Origin of the sequence: Corynebacterium sp. 5QC2CO, assembly GCF_024580435.1 — a bacterium.
GTDB classification, from domain to species: Bacteria; Actinomycetota; Actinomycetes; order Mycobacteriales; family Mycobacteriaceae; genus Corynebacterium; species Corynebacterium jeikeium_D.
Genome location: NZ_JANIKI010000007.1, coordinates 38,489 through 61,215, shown reverse-complemented (window position 1 = coordinate 61,215; position 22,727 = coordinate 38,489). Strand labels below are relative to the sequence as shown.

General features: G+C 60.7%; 19 protein-coding genes. 14 read left to right on the top strand and 5 right to left on the bottom strand.

The window, feature by feature from the left end; genetic code table 11:
- Positions 1-102 precede the first annotated feature (102 nt).
- The 5 genes from NQ014_RS07280 to NQ014_RS07260 form a co-directional block, all read right to left on the bottom strand.
- Positions 103-1,824 carry an AMP-binding protein gene (locus NQ014_RS07280; protein WP_257074521.1) on the bottom strand — a complete coding sequence of 574 codons (1,722 nt, stop codon included), beginning with the start codon at positions 1,822-1,824 and terminating at the stop codon, positions 103-105.
- A gap of 95 nt (positions 1,825-1,919) precedes the next feature.
- Positions 1,920-5,969, bottom strand: coding sequence for a Pls/PosA family non-ribosomal peptide synthetase (locus NQ014_RS07275; RefSeq protein WP_257074520.1), 4,050 nt, complete (start codon positions 5,967-5,969; stop codon positions 1,920-1,922).
- Positions 5,966-6,823, bottom strand: a complete 858-nt coding sequence (locus tag NQ014_RS07270; RefSeq protein ID WP_257074519.1) for a MarR family winged helix-turn-helix transcriptional regulator — start codon at positions 6,821-6,823, stop codon at positions 5,966-5,968. Before NQ014_RS07270 ends, NQ014_RS07275 begins: the two co-directional genes overlap by 4 nt.
- Positions 6,824-6,980: 157 nt before the next feature.
- Positions 6,981-7,277: a rhodanese-like domain-containing protein gene (locus NQ014_RS07265; protein ID WP_016421494.1), complete on the bottom strand. Its 297-nt coding sequence runs from the start codon at positions 7,275-7,277 to the stop codon at positions 6,981-6,983.
- Positions 7,278-7,430: 153 nt separating this feature from the next.
- Positions 7,431-7,904 (bottom strand): inorganic diphosphatase, encoded by a 474-nt coding sequence (locus tag NQ014_RS07260; protein ID WP_005510088.1) that lies wholly within the window; start codon positions 7,902-7,904, stop codon positions 7,431-7,433.
- Between the two features lie 124 nt (positions 7,905-8,028).
- On the opposite strand from NQ014_RS07260, the gene dacB reads away from it, so the two are divergent.
- The 14 genes from dacB to panD all read left to right on the top strand — a co-directional run bounded on the left by dacB (position 8,029) and on the right by panD (position 22,609).
- Positions 8,029-9,507, top strand: a complete 1,479-nt coding sequence (gene dacB / locus NQ014_RS07255; protein WP_257074518.1) for a D-alanyl-D-alanine carboxypeptidase/D-alanyl-D-alanine-endopeptidase — start codon at positions 8,029-8,031, stop codon at positions 9,505-9,507.
- A 48-nt stretch (positions 9,508-9,555) separates the two neighbouring features.
- Positions 9,556-10,836, top strand: coding sequence for an amidase family protein (locus NQ014_RS07250; protein WP_257074517.1), 1,281 nt, complete (start codon positions 9,556-9,558; stop codon positions 10,834-10,836).
- Complete coding sequence (tilS, locus tag NQ014_RS07245; protein ID WP_246816242.1) at positions 10,829-11,902, top strand: tRNA lysidine(34) synthetase TilS; 1,074 nt, start codon at positions 10,829-10,831, stop codon at positions 11,900-11,902. Before NQ014_RS07250 ends, tilS begins: the two co-directional genes overlap by 8 nt.
- A gap of 122 nt (positions 11,903-12,024) precedes the next feature.
- The gene (hpt, locus tag NQ014_RS07240; protein ID WP_070566002.1) at positions 12,025-12,609 is read left to right on the top strand and encodes a hypoxanthine phosphoribosyltransferase; all 585 of its coding nucleotides are present in this window, start codon (positions 12,025-12,027) and stop codon (positions 12,607-12,609) included.
- Between the two features lie 269 nt (positions 12,610-12,878).
- Entirely contained in the window at positions 12,879-15,551 is a 2,673-nt protein-coding gene (gene ftsH, locus NQ014_RS07235; RefSeq protein WP_257074516.1) for an ATP-dependent zinc metalloprotease FtsH, read from the top strand.
- Positions 15,552-15,560: 9 nt separating this feature from the next.
- Positions 15,561-16,136 (top strand): GTP cyclohydrolase I FolE, encoded by a 576-nt coding sequence (gene folE / locus NQ014_RS07230; RefSeq protein WP_257074515.1) that lies wholly within the window; start codon positions 15,561-15,563, stop codon positions 16,134-16,136.
- An 86-nt stretch (positions 16,137-16,222) separates the two neighbouring features.
- Entirely contained in the window at positions 16,223-17,164 is a 942-nt protein-coding gene (folP, locus tag NQ014_RS07225; RefSeq protein WP_257074600.1) for a dihydropteroate synthase, read from the top strand.
- Between the two features lie 5 nt (positions 17,165-17,169).
- Entirely contained in the window at positions 17,170-17,574 is a 405-nt protein-coding gene (gene folB, locus NQ014_RS07220; RefSeq protein WP_016421486.1) for a dihydroneopterin aldolase, read from the top strand.
- On the top strand, positions 17,571-18,083 hold the full coding sequence (gene folK / locus NQ014_RS07215) for a 2-amino-4-hydroxy-6-hydroxymethyldihydropteridine diphosphokinase (RefSeq protein WP_257074514.1): 513 nt from the start codon (positions 17,571-17,573) through the stop codon (positions 18,081-18,083). Before folB ends, folK begins: the two co-directional genes overlap by 4 nt.
- Positions 18,084-18,085: 2 nt before the next feature.
- On the top strand, positions 18,086-18,592 hold the full coding sequence (locus tag NQ014_RS07210) for a DUF3180 domain-containing protein (RefSeq protein ID WP_049171898.1): 507 nt from the start codon (positions 18,086-18,088) through the stop codon (positions 18,590-18,592).
- Entirely contained in the window at positions 18,589-19,848 is a 1,260-nt protein-coding gene (locus NQ014_RS07205; RefSeq protein WP_257074513.1) for a DUF6779 domain-containing protein, read from the top strand. The genes NQ014_RS07210 and NQ014_RS07205 overlap by 4 nt, the downstream gene beginning before the upstream one ends.
- A gap of 64 nt (positions 19,849-19,912) precedes the next feature.
- Positions 19,913-20,833, top strand: a complete 921-nt coding sequence (locus tag NQ014_RS07200) for a Rossmann-like and DUF2520 domain-containing protein (protein WP_257074512.1) — start codon at positions 19,913-19,915, stop codon at positions 20,831-20,833.
- Positions 20,834-20,930: 97 nt separating this feature from the next.
- Positions 20,931-22,049 carry a pantoate--beta-alanine ligase gene (gene panC / locus NQ014_RS07195; RefSeq protein ID WP_257074511.1) on the top strand — a complete coding sequence of 373 codons (1,119 nt, stop codon included), beginning with the start codon at positions 20,931-20,933 and terminating at the stop codon, positions 22,047-22,049.
- Positions 22,050-22,186: 137 nt separating this feature from the next.
- Entirely contained in the window at positions 22,187-22,609 is a 423-nt protein-coding gene (gene panD / locus NQ014_RS07190; protein ID WP_257074510.1) for an aspartate 1-decarboxylase, read from the top strand.
- Positions 22,610-22,727 lie beyond the last annotated feature (118 nt).

The following is a 22,727-nucleotide window of genomic DNA, read 5'->3' as shown; positions in this document are numbered from 1 at the left end:
ACTCCTTGAAAGAGGTGGGATGAATAGCCTTTATGACTACGAGCATAATCACATTGGGGGTGGCACCGCGTTTTCGGAAAACGCCAGCACTTTCGGCCTCTGTTAGCCCTTGATGCGTGTCTTTTCGTTCTCCCAGGCTAGGTCGCGTAGTTCATTTTTACGCACCTTGCCAGTGGAGGTGCGTGGCAGCTCATCAATGACAACTACATCGCGTGGAATCTTATAACCGGCGATGTGTGCGCGACAGTGTGCAATGACAACTTCGGCTACGTTCTTGTTGTGCTCGGCCGCTTCTTCCGCAGTGCCCTGGCAGCGGGCCTCCGGCCGCAGAACTACGTATGCACGTGGGCGTTCGCCCCACTTGTCATCGGGCACGCCGATGACAGCGCAGTCGGAAACATCTGGGTAGCTGACCACAGCCTGCTCGACCTCAATGGTGGAAATGTTCTCACCGCCGGAGACGATGACGTCCTTCGCGCGGTCAAGCAGCTGAATATAGCCGTCGGGATGCATGACACCGAGGTCGCCGGTATGAAACCAGCCGCCGCGAAAAGCGTATTCAGTGGCTTCGGGATCCTTGAAATAGCCATTCATGACACCGTTGCCAGTCATGATGATTTCGCCGATGGTGGTGCCGTCGCTGGGGACGTCAATCAGTGGTGCGTCGAGTGCATCAGTTTGTTCGATGATGCGAACATCCTGGTTTGTAACGGTCGCGACTCCTTGGCGCGCTTTGAGGACAGCGCGTCGGCGCACAGTCATGTCCTTCCAATCAGGTTGTGATTCACAAACCGTGAAAGGACCGTAGGACTCTGTGAGGCCGTATACGTGCGTGATCTCGACACCGATATTCTCACAGCGCGTGATAATTGTCGGACTCGGTGGTGCGCCCGCGGTCATGATGCGCAGGTTGCTGACGCGACGCTTGTTGTCATCATCGACAAGTGTGGTCAGTACAGCTGGTGCACCGCACATTGCAGTGACCCCTTCCTCGAGGATGAGTCGCCACATTTCGGGACCACGAACAGCGCGAATCGCCACTTGACGAGCGCTGGTCGACATCGCCGCCCAGCCGGTACACCAGCCGGAACAGTGGAACATTGGCAGCGTCCACAGGTAGACGGTGTAGTGGTTGAAGTGCATAGTCTGCACCTGTCCGAGTGCATTGAGATACGCGCCTCGGTGCGTGTACACCACGCCTTTCGGCTTACCCGTTGTACCGGAGGTGTAATTGATGGCGATGGGGTCGTGTTCGTCGTCGACGCTGTAGGGCAGGTTCGGGCGATTCTTCCCACGCTTGACGACGTCGTCCCCAGCCAAGTACTGGCTAAAGGTAACAGCGGCCGTATTCTCAGCCTGGTATGCCGAGGTGTCAACAATCTCGGGTTCGTTGCCTTCGCCATCTGCGATGTAGATGACCTGCTTAAGTAGGTGCCCGACTGTCGGAAATGCTTGGTCAATCAAAGCTTGTTCACCGAGCAGCGTGGTGATTTCAGAGTGCTCGAGGATGTATTCGATTTCCTTGGCGGCCAGGCGGGTATTAATTGCGACTACCACGCCACCGGCCAGCGGAATGGCGAACTGCGCGAGAAGGGCTTCGTAGCTATTGGCCGCCAGAACGCCGACCCGATCGTTTTTCTTCAGCCCGTCGTCGAGCAGTGCATGCGCAAAAGCCTGCGCATCGGCGGCCATCTCGGCGAAGGTGATGCGACGTGGGCCGTCGACGAAGCCAACTTTGTTCGGGTGGACGCGGGCACTGCGCTCTAGAAATCGCAGTGGGGTAATTGGCTGATCCAAACCATTTTTGTCAGGAAAAATAGTCATAGGAACTAGGGTAAATGGTTGGATTGCAATACGAAAGGATTTCGCAAAATAGAGGAAGAGTTTTCGCGGGTGGCTTTCACTCCACCCGCGCAGCCCTACTTCGTCTTGGTAACCACTGGCTCAATTGGGTTACCTCGCCAGGAGGTGTGCGCAGGAACATGGTCACCGCGCATGACGAGAGAACCGGGCTCGACGCGGCAGCCGTCGTCAAGCACAGATGCCGGCAGTGCGACTGAGTGCGGTCCCAGCACGGAGCCGTGTCCGATGTGGACGGTGTCGAGCGTCATCACACGGTCGGTGAACAGGTGCGTCTGAACGACACAACCGCGGCCGACAGAGGCACCCCGCGCGATGGTGACCAGGTCGGTCTCGGGCAGCCAGTACGTCTCCAGCCACACGCCGTGGCCGACGTTCGCGCCGAGCAGACGCATCGCGCGTGCGATACCGCCGGTGGCCATCGCCGGGTTCAGGTACCACGGCGCGGCGACCATTTCGACGAATGCATCCTGCAGCTCGTTGAGCCAGACGAACTTGCTCCACAGCGGGTGATCACCGGGCTTGTGCTTGCCGACGCACACCCACTTGGCCACGACCGTGACCAACAGCCCCAGCACACCAACAATCAGCAGCACAACAGGGGAGAGCAGCCACGCGACCACCAGGCCGAGCACGGCAGCGCTAACTCCACCAGCAGGGACCAACTCCGCGGTGAACATGCCAATTCCCTGCAGACTAAACAGCGTGATCGTCGCCAGCATGAGAGAGACCATCGGCGCCAGGACGCGCAGCGTCTCCACAATGCCGCGGGCGACCTTCAATCCCGTAGTCGGACGGTAGGTTTGCGCCGACTCATCGCTGGAGACGGTGCCCACGCGGCGCATGCGCTCTGGCGGCGAACCCCACCAGTTGGAGCCGGACTTGGTCTTCTTCGGAGTAGAGGACAGCACGGCCACCAGCGAGTTCTTCGCCAGCTTGCGTTCCGGAAGCGTGATGCCGGAGTTGCCCAGGAAGGCGCGCTTGCCGATGCGGGAGTCGCCCACCAGCAGCCACCCACCGCCGAGCTCGTAGCTGCCGACCATGGTGTCGTCAGCCAAGAAGGACTCGTCTTTGACGTGCAAGAACTTCGGAATACCAATCGCGGTGGAGACTTCGCTGTCGTGACCAATTTGGGCGCCCAGCGCACGCAGCCACAGTGGAGTCAGCATGGAGGCGTAGATGAAGAAAAGGTCATGACGAGCAGCGTCCATCAGGCGAATTGTCGCCCAGGACTGCCAACCCACGCGCGAACGCACCGGGAACACTCCCGGCTTCAGACCGATGCTGAACAGGCGCACGAGAATCAGCGTCAGCAGGGCATACACCGCAACACCAACGAAGGTGGCGGGAATAGCCCACAGCACGGCGCTGCCCAGCGTTGGCCAGAGATTCGAGGTGGTTAGCTCGGTGGTGCCGTCGATAAGCCCCGTGCCCCAACCGATGACAGCAGCCATCGCGACCGCAGCGGACAGTGGCACCAGTGTCAGCAAGACAGCGGTGAGACCGTAGATAGCCACCCAGTGGCGGCGCGCCGGCGGAACTTCCTCCGGGAAGCGGTGTTTGGACCGGCCGACCTTGCGAGCCGGGGAACCCGACCAGCGCGCGCCAGCCTTGACCTTCTTCTCACCGGTGACGGTGGAACCCGCCTCGATGTGAGCGTCATTGCCAATACGCGCGCCGGGCAGCAGCGTTGAACGGGCACCGATGCGGGCGTGCTTGCCAATAGTGACCTCGCCGACGTGGACAACATCACCATCGACCCAGTATCCGGACAGGTCTACCTCAGGCTCGATCGAGCAGTAATCATCCAGTTTGACCAGGCCCGTCACCGGCGGTAGCGCGTGCAGATTCACACCCTTACCAATGCGGGCACCCAGCATGCGGGCGTACCACAGCACGAACGGAGCACCCGCTACTGAGTGGGCACCGGAGCTCTCTGCCAGACGTTCAGCCGCCCACAGGCGCAGATGCACCGAACCGCCACGCGGGTAATCACCCGGGGTGATGTTGCGCGTGAGCAGGCGTGTCGTCGCCGCGTTGATGGGCATGACCCCCAGCGGGGTCAGGAACAACACGGCCAGTACGGCCACCAACCAGCCTGGTAGTGCCAGCGGCCCGCCGATGACCCAGTTGATAATCGCAAGCCAGGTTACCCAGCGCATGCCACGTGCCCACTGCAGCGGCACCATGAGTCCGACCTGCGCCCAACGGGTCTTGCGGGAGACAGGCGTCGGCTCGGGCACCTTTTCCAGGTGGGCGGTGGGGGCGCTGGTCTCGTCGGCAAGCATGTCGTCGCTGATGAAACCGCGAGCGATCAGCTCCTCGGCGAGATTGCCCAGGCGCGGATGGTCGTAGAGATCGCGTACGGCGACCTGCGGGGCGCGCTGGCGAATGCGTGCAATGACGCTCGCCGCCGCCAGGGACGTGCCGCCCAGGGCGAAGAAGTCCGAGGCCGCGCCGGGCGCAGGTACGGACAGCACGTCCGCCCAGATATCGGACAGCCACTTCTCTACAGGGCTCAGCTTGTCGACGTCGCCCTCACCCGCACGCGCAGGCAGTGGCCACGGCAACGCCGCCTTGTCGACCTTGCCGGAGGTACGAACCGGCAGCTCATCCATGATGTGCAGGCGTGGCACCATCGCGGCTGGCATGGCATCGCGGAGAGTGTCCATGCACTTGTCGTAGTCCATGGCTGCGGCGTCGCCACCGGCACCGACGTAGCCGACCAGGATGGAGTCGCCAGCACCGGTCTTCTGAACCACGACAGTCGCCTGAGTAGCGCCGGGGAGGGCAGCCAGGTGCGCCTCCACCTCGCCGAGCTCAATTCGCCGACCGCCGATTTTCACCTGATCGTCGACGCGGCCGGTGAAGTACAGTCCAGCCTCGTCCATGATGACGTGGTCGCCGGTGCGGTACGCACGCTCCCAGCCGAGGGCTGGCAGCGGTGCGTACTTCTCGGCGTCCTTCTCCGGATCCAGATAGCGCGCGAGTCCCACACCGCCGATGACCAGCTCGCCCTTGGTGCCCGGTGGGACGGGGTTGCCCTCCTCGTCGATGACGGTGAGGTCCCAGCCGTCCAGGGGGAAACCGATGGTCACGGGCTTGCCGGGCTTCAGTTCGATGCCAGAGGCCACGACGGTGGCCTCGGTGGGGCCGTAGGTGTTCCACATCTCGCGCTCTGGGGTGGACAGGCGCTCGACCAGCTCTTGCGGGCAGGCCTCGCCGCCGACGATGAGCAGGCGCACGCTGTCGAGCGCCTCGGCGGGCCACAGGCCGGCCAGCGTCGGAACTGTGGAAACAGCGGTGATGTGGCGGGAAATCAGCCATGGACCCAGATCTACGCCGGAGCGCACCAGCGAACGGGGGGCCGGCACCAGGCAGGCACCATTTCGCCAGGCCAGCCACATTTCCTCACAGGAGGCATCGAAGGCGACGGACAAGCCGGCGAGAACGCGGTCATCCGGGCCGAGCGGTCCTTCCGGGTGGTTGGCCAAGAACCAGCGGGCCTCCGCATCGACAAAAGCGGCGGCGCTGCGGTGGGTGACCGCCACGCCCTTGGGCTTTCCGGTGGAGCCAGAGGTGAAAATAATCCAGCAGTCGTCGTCGGGAGTGGGCTCCTGCGAGATGATCTCGCGTGCGCTCGGCGGTGTCGGTTCCGTCTCGTCCTCGTCGGAGTCGGCATCGGAGTCCAGCGGGCGGGGGCGATTACGTGCCGTGGAGCCAGCCAGATGCAGGCCTTCAGCATCGAAGTAACCGGCGATACCGGCCTCGCCAAAGACCATTTCTGCACGCTCGTCGGGGTCATCCGCATCCACCGGAACATAGGCGGCACCGGCGGCCATGATGGACAAAATTGCCAGGTAGAGCTCGCGGCTTCCCGACGGCATCCGCACGCCGATGCGGTCGCCACGACGGATGCCCTGTTCGTAGAGCCACGTAGCTGTGGAATCAATCTCGTTGATCAACTCCGCATACGTGACGACAACCTCGCCGTCATCGATGGCCTCAGCCTCGGGGAACCTTCGCGCGGTCGCCCGGACAATGTCAATGAGTGTGCGCTCAAGCGGCTGTTCCGTAGCGCGTAGGAACTTCGCTTCAGTGGTTGTCACTTAGAAGACCCCTTCTTATTCTTCTTCTTGCGCTTTTTCTTCTTCTTCGACTTCTTCCGTTTTGGACGCTGGGCATCGCTTGACGACGTCGCCTGCGTCTTATTCTCCGCCATGCCCTTGGTGTCTGTCTCAGTGGCCGTGGCCTCTGGGGTAGCGGTCTCAGGGGTCTTCGCGCCGGCATTGTCAGAAAGCGGAGTACCGGTGTCAGCTTCGTGGCTTGCAGTGGAGTCGTCGGCAAGCGATGCGAGCAGCGCGCGTACCTCGGGTGCGCATTCGGCGACGGCGGCGCGCTCGGCTCTGCGGAGTGAGCGGCGCAGAGATGCGCGGGTAGTGTTGCCCGTTTCTGTCAGTGCGATGAGCTGGCGGCGACGATCTTTGGAGTCTCGGGTGCGCTCGACTAGATTTGCCGACTCCAGAGAGTCGATTAGGCGAACCATGTCAGAGCGGTCCATGCCGAGCAGTGCGCTCAGCTCGGTTTGAGCCATGTCGCCGCCATCGGCGATGGCCTCCAGAACCCAATATCCGCGGATGGAAATCGACTCAATCTGAGTGCGGCCAAGAGCCGCGTTGACACTGGTACGGACAGCCGCGTCGAGCTGTGCCAGACACCAGGACGCGGATTTGCGCAGGGCCGCCGGTGCGACGGCGGGTTCGCTTGCGGAGCCGGGCTTGCACTTGGACTTAGTTCTGGCCTTAGCACTGGCCTTGTTTTTGGCTTTCGCCCCCTTGCGAGCCTTCTTCGCCTTGGTGCCGCTCTGTGCGTCGACAGCAGGCACCTTCGCGCCTACGTCGGCTGCCACACCACCGCTGGTGTCGGCTGAGTCCGCCGAGGAAAGTACGGATGAATCAGACATACTTCCCATACTAGACAATCTGGGGAACCATCAATAATGGGACATGGCCAACTAATAATGCCCTTGTTTGCCTGCGGATTGTTAGAAGATCGGTGCTTTGGGGTGGGTAAATAAATGAAAAACTGCCCTGCAGGTAGGCAGGGCAGTTGTAGTTGATTTAGTTGGCCTTCTCCATCGGGCGGCCGAAGTGCTCCCAGTCGATCATGCCGCCGGTGATGACGATGGTGTCGATACCGTTCTTCTCCAACCAGGAAGAAACCTGAGCGGCACGTCCACCGGAGCGGCACATCAGGTAAATGTCGGAATCCAGATCCAGCTCGCCGTAGCGGGACGGAATCTCTTCCATGGGGATGTGAACGGCGCCGGTGGCGTGGCCGTCATCCCACTCCATCTGTGAGCGGACATCAATGATCTGTGCGTCTTCGGGTACTTCAGATACGTTTACGGTTTCCATAGTGCGCACTATACGCAATCTGGCCTTATCGCCGGAAGCACAAAGGCCGCCGGAGGAAAACTCCGACGGCCGTAGCGCTGAATCACAGGAACTGCGTCAAAGGTGCGAGCCCCAGGAAGGGGGATTGGCTAGCGCAATTCTTACTTGTGGCTCTTACTTGTGGCGCTCGATAGCCTCAGCCAGGATGCGCTCAGCCTCAGCTTTGTCGCCCCAACCCGAACCGGAAACTTCCTTGCCTGGCTCCAGATCCTTGTAGTGGACGAAGAAGTGCTCAATCTCGTCCTTGGTGAACTGGGAAACATCATCGATGTCCTGGTAGTGGTCGAAGCGGACATCATCCAGGACGCACAGCAGCTTGTCATCGCCGCCGGCCTCGTCGGTCATCTTGAAAACGCCGAGCGGACGAGCCTTGACAATAACGCCCGGGAAAACCGGCTCCGGCAGGATCACGAGAGCGTCCAACGGGTCGCCATCCTCGCCGAGGGTTTCATCGATGAAGCCGTAGTCGGCCGGGTAGGCCATTGGGGTGAACAGGTAGCGGTCGAGGTAGACCTTGCCGGTCTCGTGGTCGACTTCGTACTTGTTGCGCTGACCCTTCGGGATCTCAATAGTGACCTCAACGCTCACGGCGATGACTCCTTATAATCGGTGTACACTTCTCTGACGGCTATCTTATGCGAAACCCGCTCAAAACCGTTTATTTGTGCACCTTAAGTGAGGTTTTGTTTCCAGGAAGAAGGTGTTTGTGACCGTGGGTAGTACCGACTCTGACAGCTCCAAAACCGCCGCTAAGGGCACGCAAAAATCGCCCAGTTCCGTAAAATCTGGCAAATCCAAGAAGTCGCGCGGACTGAAAATCGGCGGTGCCATCGCCGGTGTTCTCGTTATCGCAGCGGGCAGCGGCGTAGCGGTTGTCGTCAATAACAATCTTCAGATTGTTGTCGATGCGCCGCCCGCGGTCAGTCATGTCTCTGCTCCTGTGACGGCTGCGCAGTCTTCGCTTGACGACGGCGCTCTGGCCCAAAAAGTCAGCGCCATCATGGACGCTGCTGCGGCCGATCCAGCCTTCGGTGAGCTGCATGGAATTGTCAGCGATGCTACGACCGGCCAGAAACTGTGGGGGATCAATGACACCGCGCTGGCCATGCCGGCGTCCAGCATGAAGATTCTCACTGCGTCTGCCGCACTGTTGGACTTAGGTGAAGATCATCGGGTTTCCACCCGCGTCTCCCGGGTCACGGGGACTAATGACATCGTTTTGCACGGCGGGGGCGACCCCACCTTAAGCAAGGACGGGGAAGGGTTCTTCCAGGACTCGGCTTCAATCGCTGAGTTGGCGAAAAAGATTTCCGTGGTCATTCCGGAGGGGGTCGGCAAGGTTTATCTCGACAACTCCCTATTTACCGAGAGCTTCCACGAGACCTGGGAGCGCGCGGGGCTGGAGGACGGCTACATCGCACCGGTGGAGTCGGTGATGATGGACGCCGGTCGTATCGATCCGACGAATGAAGAATCGCAGCGCAGCGCCACGCCCGCCGCGGATGCCGCTGATGCACTGGCCAAGGCGCTTGGTGCGGAAAACGGAGGCAGCCTGAGGGATACAGCCAAGGATGGTCAGTCACTACCTCTGGACCCAGACATTGTTGCGCTCGTGCAGTCGGCTCCGCTAGTTACCCGTGTGCACGAGATGATGAACTACAGCGACAACGTGCTCGCCGAGTCCATTGCCCGTGAGGTGGCTATCTCTCGCGGTCTGCCGCCGACCTTTGAGGGGGCCGCACGTGCCGTGCGTGACACTCTCGCGGAGCACGGTTTTCCTCTCGATGGTGCGGTGCTGTCGGACTCCAGCGGCCTGAGCACGGATAACCGTATTTCTCCGCAGCATCTCTCCGAGGTGCTCAATTCCGCCGCGGGGCCGGTGGAATCGGCCGAGCAGGGGGGACTGGCGGAGTCGCAGGAGTCGTCGGAAAGCACGTCGTTGCGCCCACTGCTGGATAGCCTGCCGGTGGCGGCGGTGTCCGGCACTCTGGCGACGCGCTTTGCTGGCCAGCCCGGAGCGGGCATCGTACGTGCGAAAACCGGCACACTGAATAAGGCCTCGGCGCTGGCGGGGTATGTGGTGACGAAGTCGGGGCAGGTGCTGACGTTCGCATTTATTTCCAATGAAGCGAGCCTGTTGCCAGCAAGAGCTGCGGCGGATAAAGCAGCGAGCGCACTGGCGAATATCTAGACTGGGATTCATTTGCCACTGAAAATACCTCGAGGAGATGAATCCGCCTTGACCTCTCACACTTCCGCCATCAGGAACTTGCCCACCGTCCACGAGATTGCGGCGCAGGTCCGCGAGGGAAAACTAAGCCCGGTGGACAGCGTGCAGCGCAGCCTCGACGCCATTGCGAGACTGGATGGGGGAATTCATGCCTTCCGTGAAGTGTGGGCGGATAGGGCTCTGCAGGCTGCGCGGGAACTCGAGCAAAGCGAGAACCTCTCGGAGTTGCCGCTCGCAGGTGTGCCATTCGCGCTGAAGGAAAACACTGCTCTGGAGAACCCGTTTGTCCAGCAGTTGACTAGCGCCGGTGCAATCGCGGTGGGAACTACGGTGAATCCGCAGTTCTGTACGTGGGGGACGACGACGCTGCCGGGGCTGGCCGTCGACAATCCGATTCTGCCGGGGCACACTCCGGGTGGGTCCTCCGGCGGATCCGCAGCGGCTGTCGCCGCTGGGATGGTTCCGTTTGCGCAGGGCAACGACGGCATGGGGTCACTGCGTATCCCTGCAGCGTGCTGCGGGCTTTCGACCCTGAAGGCGACCCCGGGAACAATGCCGGGGCGCGTGGGCGGCAATGACTGGTACGGAATGTCTGTCCAAGGGGTGCTCACAGTCAACAACGAGGACTTGCGCCTGATTACGAAGATCCTCACAAATGGCATGGTGGATGCGGAGGATCCGGCGAAGACCCTGCCTGAAAACTTCGCCGTCAGCGTGGACACCACTGCGCCCGTATTCGGTTTAAAGGCTGCACCGGAGTACGTCGATGCGGCACAACAGGCGGCGAGAGTATTCGCGGACAAGGGCTTTGCCGTCACGGAAAAGAACATGCCGTACCCGCTGAACCCACTGCCGATGCTCGCGCGCTGGACTGCGGGGGTGGCGGATCAGCTTCGCGACGAGCCGCGCCCTGATCACCTGGAGTGGCGCAACCGAGTCCACGCCGGCATTGGTCGCTTGCTGCGTTTCACAATCAATGGCCGCCAAGTGGCACGCGATGGCGCCCGCATCGAGCGTGAGCTGCCGGGGGACACCATTTTGATTACCCCAGCTTTGGCCAAGAATCCACCGCGGATCCGCGCATGGCATCGCATGCCCTGGATTGTGAACCTGTTGTCCAATCTGCGCTTCACCCCTTACGTTTCGACGTGGAATTACCTGGGTTTCCCGGCCGGCATCGTTGTGGAGCCGACTTCTGGATTGCCGGTGCAGCTGATTGCCCGCCCGACTCAGGAGCGAATTCTGCTTACCGCGATGGAAACCATCGCAAGTGGTGGGCGCGTTGGCTAGACCTTTTTGGCCGGACCGCAGCCCTCATTTCCTCATCATTCGCCAAGCTGTCCGCGCGATAGTGCAGCAGGTGGGGCAGGAGTTGGGCAGCGGTATCGTCATTGGGCTTTCCGGCGGTGCGGATTCGCTCGCCCTGACCGCCGGGGCCTGTGCGGAAGCTTTCGGGCCCAAGGGGGCACTGGCCGGCCGCAACGTTCACGCCGTCGTCGTTGATCATCAGCTTCAGCAGGGCTCTGCAGAAGTCGCTGAGCGCGCCGCCCACATAGCTCGAGGGATGGGGGCTACGGCCGAGGTTATCGCGGTCGATATCAATAACGATTCCGACCGTGGTCCCGAATACGAGGCGCGTTTGGCTCGACACAGAGTCCTACGGCAGATCGCCCAATCTCGGGGTGCGGCGCTGATGCTCGCCCACACGTTGGACGACCAGGCGGAAACAGTTTTGCTGCGGCTGGCCAGAGGGGGCGGACCGCAGGCGCTGTCCGCTATCCGAGACAACCTCACGTGGTCGGACGGGACTCGGATTCTGCGTCCGCTGCTCGGTGTGCGACGCACCGACACTCAGCGCTGCTGTGAAGAGCTGGGCTTAAAGGTCTGGCACGACCCACACAACCAGGACGACCATTACGCCCGCGTCCGGGTTCGAAAGACGATTTTGCCGCTGCTGGAGCAGGAGCTGGGGCCGGGAGTTGCGGAAAATCTCGCTAAGACTGCGGGGATTGCAGCAGTCGACAATGACTTTTTGGACGCTCACGCCGAGTCGGCTCTGGATGCGCTGCTGGGGGAGGAAGTGGCGTCGGCAAGCGGGAGCCTGTCTGTGCGAGGGGTCGCTGAGCTTGACGACGCCATCGCGGTGCGCGTCCTCGCTCGTTGGTTGAGGCAGGCGGGTGCGGAGCCCAGTAGTAAACAGATCGACATGGTTATGGCGCTCGTGCACCGCTATCACGGCCAGGGGGAAGTGCCGGTGACCCGCGGGCGCGATGGTGCTGACAGAAATGCCAGGTTGGTCGTTGAGCGAAAAGATGGCACTCTACAATTGGTAATGAATCGTCCCGCGGTGTCTTAAGAAAAGGTGCCGCAATCCAACTTCCGGCGGCCGAGAACTATCGGTTGCCATAACCCTGAACTTGCACTGGGGCAGTTACGCTCCATCGACACGCCGCAATAGAAGTGCGGAAAGGAAATGCGATGCATGATGTGAAGGATTTCAACGTCCCCGCAAACCCCTACGGCGATGAGGTAGAGGCAGTTCTCATTGGCGAAGAGGAGCTGCATGCTCGCATTGCCGAGATGGCGCATCGTGTGAATGAGAAGTACAAGGATGCCGACAGCGATCTGATTCTGGTCGCAGTGCTCAAGGGCGCGGTGTTCTTCCTGACTGACTTCGCCCGTCAGCTCAGCATTCCCAGCCAGATGGAGTTTATGGCGGTTTCCAGTTACGGAAACTCCAGCTCGTCGTCAGGCGTGGTGCGTATTTTGAAGGATCTGGATCGCGATATTGAGGGACGCGATGTCGTGATCGTTGAGGACATCATTGACTCCGGTCTGACCCTGTCCTGGTTGATGAAGAACCTGCGCAACCGTAATCCGCGCTCCCTAGAGGTCATTACGCTGCTGCGTAAGCCGGAGGCTGTGCGCACCAAACTGGACGTTGCGGATGTTGGCTTCGATATTCCGAACGAGTTCGTCATCGGTTACGGCCTGGATTACGCCGAGCGCTACCGCGATCTGCCGTATGTTGGGACGCTGCACCCGCGCGTTTACCAGGGCTAGGTCTGTCTTCGGCGCTTATTGCACAGTGCCGATGCTTTACGACGGGCATTGCGCGCGCACCCTCACGCTGTTCTAGCTGTGTTCTAGCTATGAACAGTAGGAGTTGGAAACTTTTTTCGGTTGCGATGCGTTATGCCTACTGTGGGGTCAGGTGCCATGAGCCCTGGCCCCACGTTGTGTCATTGATGTGTCTTCGAGAAGAACTCGTTGATGCGTACAATTAATAAAAGCAACTAATAGATGTAGAGAGCGAAAAGCGAACCCACTGTATGGACAAGAAAAAGGTGTTCCGGTTTGCCACCGTTGCCGGCATCATCCTGATTATCCTCTTTGCTATTACTCAGCTGGCGGATGATTCCCGGGAATACCGCGAGGTGGATACGTCCGTTGCCCTGACCCAATTGGATAAGAGCAATGTCACGGAAGCTCAGATTGACGATCGCGAACAGCGAATTCGCCTCACCCTGAAGAAGGGCGTGGAGGTCGAGGGTACTGAGGACGTCACGAAGGTGATGACCAAGTATCCAGCGCGTGCGACCGACCAGGTCTTTGACAAGGTCGCTGCCGCCAAGGGCATGGAGAAGTTCGATACCAAGGTCACGCAGGATTCCTTCCTGATGTCCACCTTGGGCTTCCTGCTGCCGATGGTGATCTTCTTCTTCGTCATCATGTACTTCTTCAGTCGCATGCAAGGCGGCAAGAACGGCATGTTCGGCTTTGGTGGCAATCGCGCCAAGCTGCTGAACAAGGAGACCCCGACCAATACGTTCGAGGATGTTGCTGGTGCCGATGAGGCCGTCCAGGAGCTCGACGAGATTAGGGATTTCCTGCAGCACCCAGCTCGCTACGAGGAGCTCGGCGCGAAGATTCCGCGTGGTGTTCTGCTCTACGGGCCTCCCGGTACCGGTAAGACCTTGCTGGCCCGCGCCGTCGCTGGTGAGGCAGGAGTTCCTTTCTACACCATCTCGGGTTCGGACTTCGTCGAAATGTTCGTCGGTGTCGGTGCCTCTCGTGTCCGTGACTTGTTTAATCAGGCCAAGGAAAACAGCCCGTGCATTATCTTCATCGACGAGATTGACGCCGTCGGTCGCCAGCGTGGTGCCGGTATGGGCGGCGGCCATGATGAACGTGAGCAAACCCTGAACCAGCTGCTGGTGGAAATGGATGGTTTTGGTGATCGTCAAGGTGTGATCATCATGGCTGCGACCAACCGTCCGGATATTCTCGACCCGGCGCTGCTGCGCCCGGGCCGTTTTGACCGACAGATTCCGGTGGGTGCACCAGACCTGAAGGGCCGCGAGGCAATTCTGAAGGTCCACGCTCGGAACAAGCCGCTGGGGCCGGATGCGGATCTGACGTCGCTGGCCAAGCGCACCGCCGGTATGAGCGGTGCTGATCTGCAGAACGTGCTGAATGAAGCTGCGCTGCTGACCGCTCGCGTCAACGGCAATATCATTACTGCGGATGCGCTGGAAGAGGCAGTCGACCGAGTTATCGGTGGTCCGCGCCGTACCTCCAAGGTGATTTCCGAGCAGGAGAAGAAGGTCACCGCCTACCACGAGGGTGGCCACACCCTGGCTGCGTGGGCGCTGAAGGACATCGAGCGTGTTTACAAGGTCACTATCCTCGCTCGTGGTCGCACCGGCGGTCATGCGCTGACTGTCCCCGAGGATGACAAGGGCATGTACAACTTGCCAGAGCTCTTCGCTCGTCTGGTCTTCGCCATGGGCGGTCGCGCTGCCGAGGAGCTGGTCTTCGGGCTGCCGACTACCGGTGCTTCTGCCGATATTGAACAGGCCACCAAAATTGCTCGCGCCATGGTGACCGAGTACGGCATGTCGCCAGAGCTCGGCCCGGTGAAGTACGGCGAGGAGCAGGGCGATCCGTTCGTAGGCCGTGGTGGCAGCGGCACTCTGGACTACTCGCCAGATGTGGCGGCGAAAATTGATCAGCAGGTTCGTTTGCTGATCAATAAGGCTCATGACGAGGCCTACGCCATCTTGAAGGAAAACCGCGACACTCTCGATGTTCTGGCTGAGAAACTGCTGGAGAAGGAGACCCTGCGTCGTCCGGATCTGGAAGTTATCTTCACCGATGTCGTTCCGCGTGAGCGTCTGAACTTCTTCGATAGCGACACCAAACACCCGGCCGATGGCCGCGAGCCGGTGAAGACACCGGTGGAGTTGGCAATCGAGCGCGGTGAGGAACCGCCGAAGCGTGTCAACATCTTCGCGCCGGTGCGTCGCCGCGAACCGGAGAACCAGGACGCGGGCAACAACGGCAATGGTCAGGGGCCAGCAGGCTCCGCTGGTGCCGGTAATGCTAGTGCTCCGGGTCTGCCGGGCGCCCAGCAGGACCGACCGAATGTTCCGGTTTACGGTGGCACCCCACCGCCGGCTGGTTGGACCGCACCAGGTTGGCCGCCGAAGGATACCGGCAGCACGCACGGTTCGGCTCCCGCACCGGCACCGGCACCGGCTCCTCGCCCGGAGGGGCAGAGCCAACCGGGTTCGCAGGATGGCCAGGGCAACGCGCGTGGCCAGCACCCGGGCACTGCTAACTACCCGGCAGGCTCCCCGGACTTCGGCTCGAAGGCAACCGGTATTGGTAGCAACGGTGGCAACGGCCCCGCGAATATCCCTGCCCCTCCGAAGATGCCGTGGGACAGGCAGGGTGGACGTCACCGCCAGGAAAACTCTGGCAGCGATGCCACCCCGACTACGGTGATGCCGTCGGCGGGACAGCAGCAGGAGCTGCGCGGATTCCGCCTGCCGGATAACGAGCAGCCGGAACACACAGAACGTTCGGAAAACGCGAAGAACGCCGACAACTCCGATGACAAGGGTGCACAGATGCACGATTCGGATAAAGACGGCGTCGTCAAGCGAAACGAAGACAACAGCGCCTGGCAGGACAAGCCGGACACCAACGAGGAGCGATAAGTACACATCATGGAGCGCGAATTCGATCAGAAGCGAGCCGAGGCTGCGGTTCGTGAACTGTTGATTGCCGTCGGTGAGGATCCCGACAGGGAAGGCCTGAAGGAGACACCGGCGCGAGTGGCGCGAGCCTACCGTGAGGTTTTCGCGGGCCTGTTTGAAGATCCGTCTGAGGTGCTGGCGAAGACCTTCAACGAGGATCACCAGGAACTCGTTTTGGTCAAGGACATCCCGATTTACTCCACCTGTGAGCATCACTTGGTGCCGTTCTTCGGCGTTGCCCACATTGGTTACATTCCGGGCAAGGACGGTCGTGTGACGGGTCTGTCCAAGCTTGCTCGTCTGGTCGATGGCTATGCGAAGCGCCCGCAGGTGCAGGAGCGGCTGACCAGTCAGGTTGCGGATGCCTTGGTGGAGCGGCTGGATCCGGCCTCGGCGATTGTCGTTATTGAAGCGGAGCATCTCTGCATGGCCATGCGCGGTATCCGCAAGCCGGGCGCGCGCACGGTGACGTCAGCCGTCCGCGGTGGCTTCAAGACGGATGCCCGTTCGCGCGCAGAGGCAATGGCGCTGATCCGCAAGAGCTAACGCAACAGTTAAATGGTCGATTGGAAAGGCTGGACAACAAGGTGACTGAATCCCCCTTGCAAGCGCAGGCAGGACAGCAGGCGGAGATGGGTATCGAGAATCAGCTCTGCAAAGTGATGGGCATTGTCAACGTCACCGAGGACAGCTTTTCCGATGGCGGCCTGTACAAGACCTTCGACGCGGCGATTGCCCATGCGCACGAGCTGCTCGCTGAAGGCGCACATATTCTCGACATCGGTGGCGAGTCCACTCGCCCCGGCGCACACCGCGTTTCCGAGGATGAGGAAATTGCCCGGGTCGTGCCGGTAGTCCGCGAGCTCGCGGCAAGCGGGCACCTGGTCAGCGTCGATACTATGCGCGCAAGTGTCGCAGAGGCAGCAATCGCCGAGGGCGCGGTGTTCATCAACGATGTCTCCGGCGGTCTCGCAGACCCCAACATGTACGCAGTCTGCGCCGATGCCGATGTGCCCATCTGTCTGATGCACTGGAAGACCGATCGCTTCGGCTCCGCTTCTGGACGCGCCGAAACTCACCCGGACGGCATTGTCGCCGATGTCCGTGAGCACCTGCTTCAGCTTGTCGACGGTGCCATGGGCGCTGGCATCGTCGAGGAAAATATTGTCCTCGACCCAGGCCTGGGCTTTGCCAAGAACGCCGATGACAATTGGGCGCTCCTCCACGGCCTGCCGGAGCTTATTGACCTCGGTTTCCCCGTATTGGTCGGTGCCTCCCGCAAGCGTTTCGCCGCCGCCGTCGGCAGTGAGGCACGCGCACCAAAGCAGGCTGATGCTGCGACTACCGCAATTTCCGCGCTGTCCGCAGCGGCGGGCGCATGGGCGGTTCGAGTTCACAATGTGGCCGACAACCTCGACGCAGTGCGGGTGGCGCAGGCATGGAACCTTGGCCGCTCACTGACCGGTTACACCGCAGCTGGCGACTATCCGGAAGGTGGCTCTAACCGCGCTGCGCAGCACGACGAGTCGACTGCTGAATCGTCAGCCGAGTCGGCTCTGGAAGGAGACGAGTAAACACAGTGGCTGATCGCATTGAACTCAAAGGTCTGAAAGCCCGCGGCTACCACGGCTGTCTCGACTTCGAGCGCCGCGATGGCCAGGACTTCATCTGTGACGTCACCCTGTGGCTGGATTTCTCCGGTGCCGCTGCCAGCGACGAGCTGGACGACACCGTCAACTACGCCGACATCGCAGCCACAGCGCACGGAATTTTGACCGGCACTCCGCGCAACCTCATCGAAACTGTCGCGACCGAGATTGCCGAAGCAGTGCTTGCCGACGACGATGGCCGCGCCGAACGCGGATTGTCCCCGCTGTTACATGCGGTGGAAGTGACCATTCACAAACCGCATGCGCCCATTCCGCTCGACTTTGATGACGCTGCGGTGACAGCCCGCCGTTCGCGGAAGAAGCGGTTGGCATGATTCGCGCAGTTCTTTCTATCGGCGCGAACATGGACCGCGCGCGAGAAAACCTAACTGGTGTGCAGGCCTTCTTCGCCGATGAATTGGTCGCAGCCTCAAAAATTTATGCCACCCCACCTTGGGGTGGGGTAGAGCAGGGTGACTTCCTCAATGCCGTGCTCATTGTCGATACCTCCCGGACACCAATGGAGCTGCTGGAAGCTGGTTGGAAACTGGAAAATGACGCTGGTCGAGTGCGCGAAATTCACTGGGGGCCACGGGCGCTCGACGTGGACATTGTGCAGGTCATCGACAAGAACACCGGCGAGGAGATTATCTCTGACGATTCGACTCTGACCCTGCCACATCCGTGGGCAACCGAGCGTGCTTTTGTGCTGGTGCCGTGGCTCGATGCCGACCCGGATGCCGAATTGGAGGGAGTTCGGGTCGCGGAACTCGTCGATAAGCTGGCACCTGAAGACCAAAACGCGGTGCGCCTAGCAGACAGCGCGGATGGAGAAGAGGCCTAGAGATGAAACCGACCTCACCGATTACGTTGGCAGCATCTGCGCTGGTTCTCGCGCTGGCGTCATGGATGATCCTGGCACAGTTTTTCGGTGCGCTCGGGCCGCGAAGTTGGTGGGACTTGGGGTTTCCCTGGTTGCTCACAGCTGTCTGTGTGGCGGCAGCGCGGTGGATTAAGTCGGTGCTGAAAGAGGGGAAGGTCGGGCAGGATCGCAGCCAGGTTCAGCCGTTAACGTTGTCGCGATGGCTGGTGGTCGGTACGGCATCCGCATGGTTGGGTGCAATTCTCGGAGGACTGTACGCCGGAGGCGTGCTGTGGGCCTTGCCGAAGTGGACGGAACTTGCGGCCGCACAGGCCGACGGGCCGATCATGATTGTCGGCACAGTATCCGGCATTTTGCTCGCTGCGGCGGGGCTGTGGCTGGAAAAAGTTTGCCAATTGCCAACTGATGGCGAAAATTCTTCGCCTCCTAGCGGGGAAATGGGAACTAACTCGGTAGGGTGGGAGTTATGACTGACCTCTCCAACGCCGGTAATGATCCGAAGCGCTCGGGTGATGCCGCATATTTTCAGAGCGACGCGGCAGCTACTTCGTCGGATATGGCTGAGTCTCCGTCTCCGTCGCCTTCTTCAGCCTTCGAAAGCTACTCCGCTGGGGCTAACTCCGGGGCTGATGCGGCATATGCAGATGAGCAGAGCAATGATGTGACGAAATTTAGTTCTACCGATGGTATGACGGAGAAAACCGCCGTCATTCTCATGGTTGTGCTGCTGGTGCTCGCGGTGATTGCCAGTATCGTCATGCTCTTTGCCTCCTCTGCCGGGTGGATGAAGGTTGCCGTGCTGCTGGCGTTGTGGTCGGCAGTTATCGGAGCTGTGCTGGTGACTCGATACCGCAAGACCATTGCGCTGGAGCGCAAGCGGTTGGAGACAATCGAGGAGCTGCACAAGGTGGAGCTTGACCGCGAGCTGGCCACTCACCGTGAGCAGGAACTGATTCTCGAGCAGAACTACCTGGACTCGCTTGAGGGCAACAACGATGACAACATTGCGGCGCTGCGCGCTGAGGTCTTTGCACTGCGCGCCCAGCTTGCTGAGTTCATGGGGGAGGATTTCGACGACGAGCAGGTGGCTCTTCGCGCCCAGGCCGAGCGTCTGCGTGAGCTCGACTCGCCACAGCAGGCCTCACCGATGAAGGATCCGACCGGTCACGACCGGCCGACACCACGCGCGACTTCCCACCGCGCTGAGATGACCGCTAACGGCACTGTCGGCGCTCATACCCAGCACGGCGGCACGGGCTCTGCATCCTCCGCTTCGCCGGTTGAAGATGCCGAGGCCACCGACATGCGTCGTACATTCTCGCCGTCTGGCCAGCCGGTTGACGTCCACGAAGTCGCCGATTCCAAGGATGACGAAACCGTTTCCAAGGAGAAGTTCTCCACTAACTCTTTCCGCGCCATCAACTGGCAGGAAACCCCGGCTGAGGACGCCGCAGAGGATGATTCTCAGGGCGGTGCTCACGAGGCACACGATGCACGGCACCCATTCGCTGCGCCGGAATCGGACGACGCCTCGGACTCTCCGACTCGCCAGCTGCAGACTATTCGCGATGAGGACCTCGCAGAAGAGCCAGCTCAGGCTCCTGAGCAGGAGCCTGCAAGCCACGGTCGGCGCCGTGCGGAGGACAACAAGGGCAGCCTGACGGTCGCCGAGCTGATGGCGCAGATGCGCAAGAAGAGGGAGCAGCGCGAGGACGAAGAAGCCTAGTCGCTTACCGAGTGTGCGCGGCTTACTCACCGCACATAGCTGGTTTGGTCTAACCTAGTCAGTCATGACGCAAAGCCAGCCTGATTCCCATCCCCATCGGACAACCGCTCCGCGGTTGACGGTGGGGATTATTTCTGCCGGAAAGGTCGGGGTTGCGCTCGGCCAAGCGTTAGAGCGCTGTGGGCATCGTGTCACTCACGTGGTCGCGCGCTCACCAGAATCTGTCACACGCGCGCATTTACGTCTCCCGAACGCACAGGTCAGTAGCATTGCCGACACAGCTTCCACCTGCGAGCTCATCGTCATCGCTGTGCCGGATCGCGCCATCGCAGAGGTCGCCGAGGAAGTCGCCCGCCATGTCGGCCCCGGACGCATCGTCATGCATACTTCTGGTTCCCTCGGGCGGGCTGTGCTCGATCCGGTCGCGCTCACCGGCGCGCTGACCATCGCCGCCCATCCCGCAATGACGTTCGCAGGGCTTGACGACGACTCCGAGCTCCTGACCGGTTGCCCTTGGGGTATCACGGTCGGGGACGAGCTCGCGAAAACAGTCAGTGAACTGCTCATTGGTGAACTCGGCGGTCGTCCGGTGTTCATCAACGAACGTCACCGCGGCCTCTATCACGCGGCTATGGCCCACGGCTCAAACGGTCTGGGCGCAGTTGTGGTCGATGCAGTAGAAATGCTGGCAACCACTATCGGCGGAGATGCAGCAGCCGAAGACACCGACATAGCTGAGCTGCGTCGAGGCCAGGCCGCCGAGCTGCTCCGTCCACTGCTGGAAGCTTCATTGGACAATGCCTTGAGGTGGGGGTCCCGGGGGCTGACTGGCCCGGTGACGCGGGACGACCTTGGAACCGTCGTCAAGCACGAGCGTGAAATTGAAGCGGTGGCGCCGGAAATGGGAACCGCCTACCTGGCCCTTGCCGAGCGCATCGCCGAGCTACGCGGCGCCAACGAGGTTTTGCGGTACCTACGCCGATGAACTGAGTAGACTGGCTGTTCTGGTCATCCGGGAGGTGGCGTAAGGTATTGCCGTCGGGCGAAAAGTTTGGTCCGGTAGATCTGAACGCGGAGGAAACATGACGGGGTATACCGCCGGAGAGACAACTGTTCACAAGACTATTGCTGGAATCGCGCAGGTCACCCGTGCGTTGCGGAAGACCGGGCGGCCGGTGGTGCTCGTACCTACGATGGGTGCGCTACACCAGGGGCACCTTGAACTAGTACAGGCCGCGAAGACGCTGCCGCGCGCTGTTGTGGTGGTGTCGATTTTCGTCAATCCGCTGCAGTTCGGTGAGGGGGAGGACTTTGATGCCTACCCGCGCACTCTGGACGAAGACGTAGAGAAGCTCCGCGCTGTCGGTGCTGAGCTGGTCTTTGCTCCGAACGCGAAGGAGATGTACCCCAACGGTTTCCGCACGACGGTGCAGCCGGGGCCGCTGGCTTCGGAGCTCGAAGGTGCTACTCGCCCGGGGCACTTTGCCGGTGCGTTGACGGTGGTCAACAAGCTGTTCAACATCACCAACTGCACTGATGCCGTTTTTGGTGAGAAGGATTACCAGCAGCTGTGCCTGATGCAGCAGATGGTCACTGACCTGAATATGCCGGTGCAGCTGCACGGTGTACCGGTGATTCGCGAGGCCGACGGTCTGGCTATGAGCTCTCGCAACCGCTACCTGTCCGAGGAGCAGCGCAATCTTGCGGTTACCCTGTCCGCTGCGCTGACTGCCGGTGCTTTTGTCGCGGACCGTGGTGCGGATGCTGTGCTGGAAACCGCGCGTGGTGTGCTCGCCAGCCAGCCTGAGGTCGAGTTGGATTACTTGGAGCTGCGTGACGCTGCGCTCGCCCCGCTTTCCGACGAGGCGTTGCGCGGCGACGGTCAGGAGACTGAAGCTCGCCTACTGGTTGCTGCGAAGGTCGGCACTACTCGTCTCATTGATAATGTTGGCTTGATTCTGGGTGCGCCGCGCCCGGATTCGGCTACCGGTTTCGGTCAGCTCGGGCAGAAGGACGCCGAAATTGCGTCGGCGGCCCTGTCGGCTGCGGGGCTGGACGGCGAGCTGACTGAGGAAGAGGCCGCTGAGTTGGCTGAGCTGCAGGAAAAGGTCCGTGCTGCTCGAGATGCCCGCCTGAAAGATGAGTCCAGCAGAGAAAACCTGAAGGACGCTGGCTTTGGCGTTGAACAGGACAGCGAGTAGGACGGCTTTTCGAAGTAGTTTTTCGTGGCTGGGAAGTTGTCGTATTATAGTGTGCCGACTAACAACCTGCCACGCTAAGGGGTGCCGCGGTAGGCAAGCATCCAGGGGACGAATCCAGGAAGGGACCTACCTTTTTCATGTTTCGCACTATGTTGAAGTCCAAGATTCACCGTGCCACGGTGACTCAGGCTGATCTTCACTATGTTGGATCGTGCACGATTGACGCCGACTTGATGGAAGCGGCCGACCTGCTTGAAGGTGAAGCCGTCGATATCGTCGATATCAATAATGGCAACCGGCTTACCACTTACTGCATTACCGGAGAGCGCGGCTCAGGCATCATTTCCATCAATGGTGCCGCTGCTCGTCTGATTTCGCCGGGTGATCTGGTTATTATCATCGGCTACGGCATGATGGATGACACTGAGGCGCGTACTTACAAGCCGAATGTCATCTTCGTCGATGAGGACAACAAGATTCTGGAAAGTGGCAATGACCCGGCGGATGTGCCGGAGGGTTCTGATTTGAAGAATCCGCGTAGCCCGGAGAACCAGGGCTAGTCAACGTAGTCCGCAGAGCTAGGGCTCGACTGCGTAATTGGAGAGAAAAACGAGCTGGAAAACCACAGCACCAGGGTGTTCACTTTGCGTTAAAGCTTAAGCCATTAGACCGTCAGCT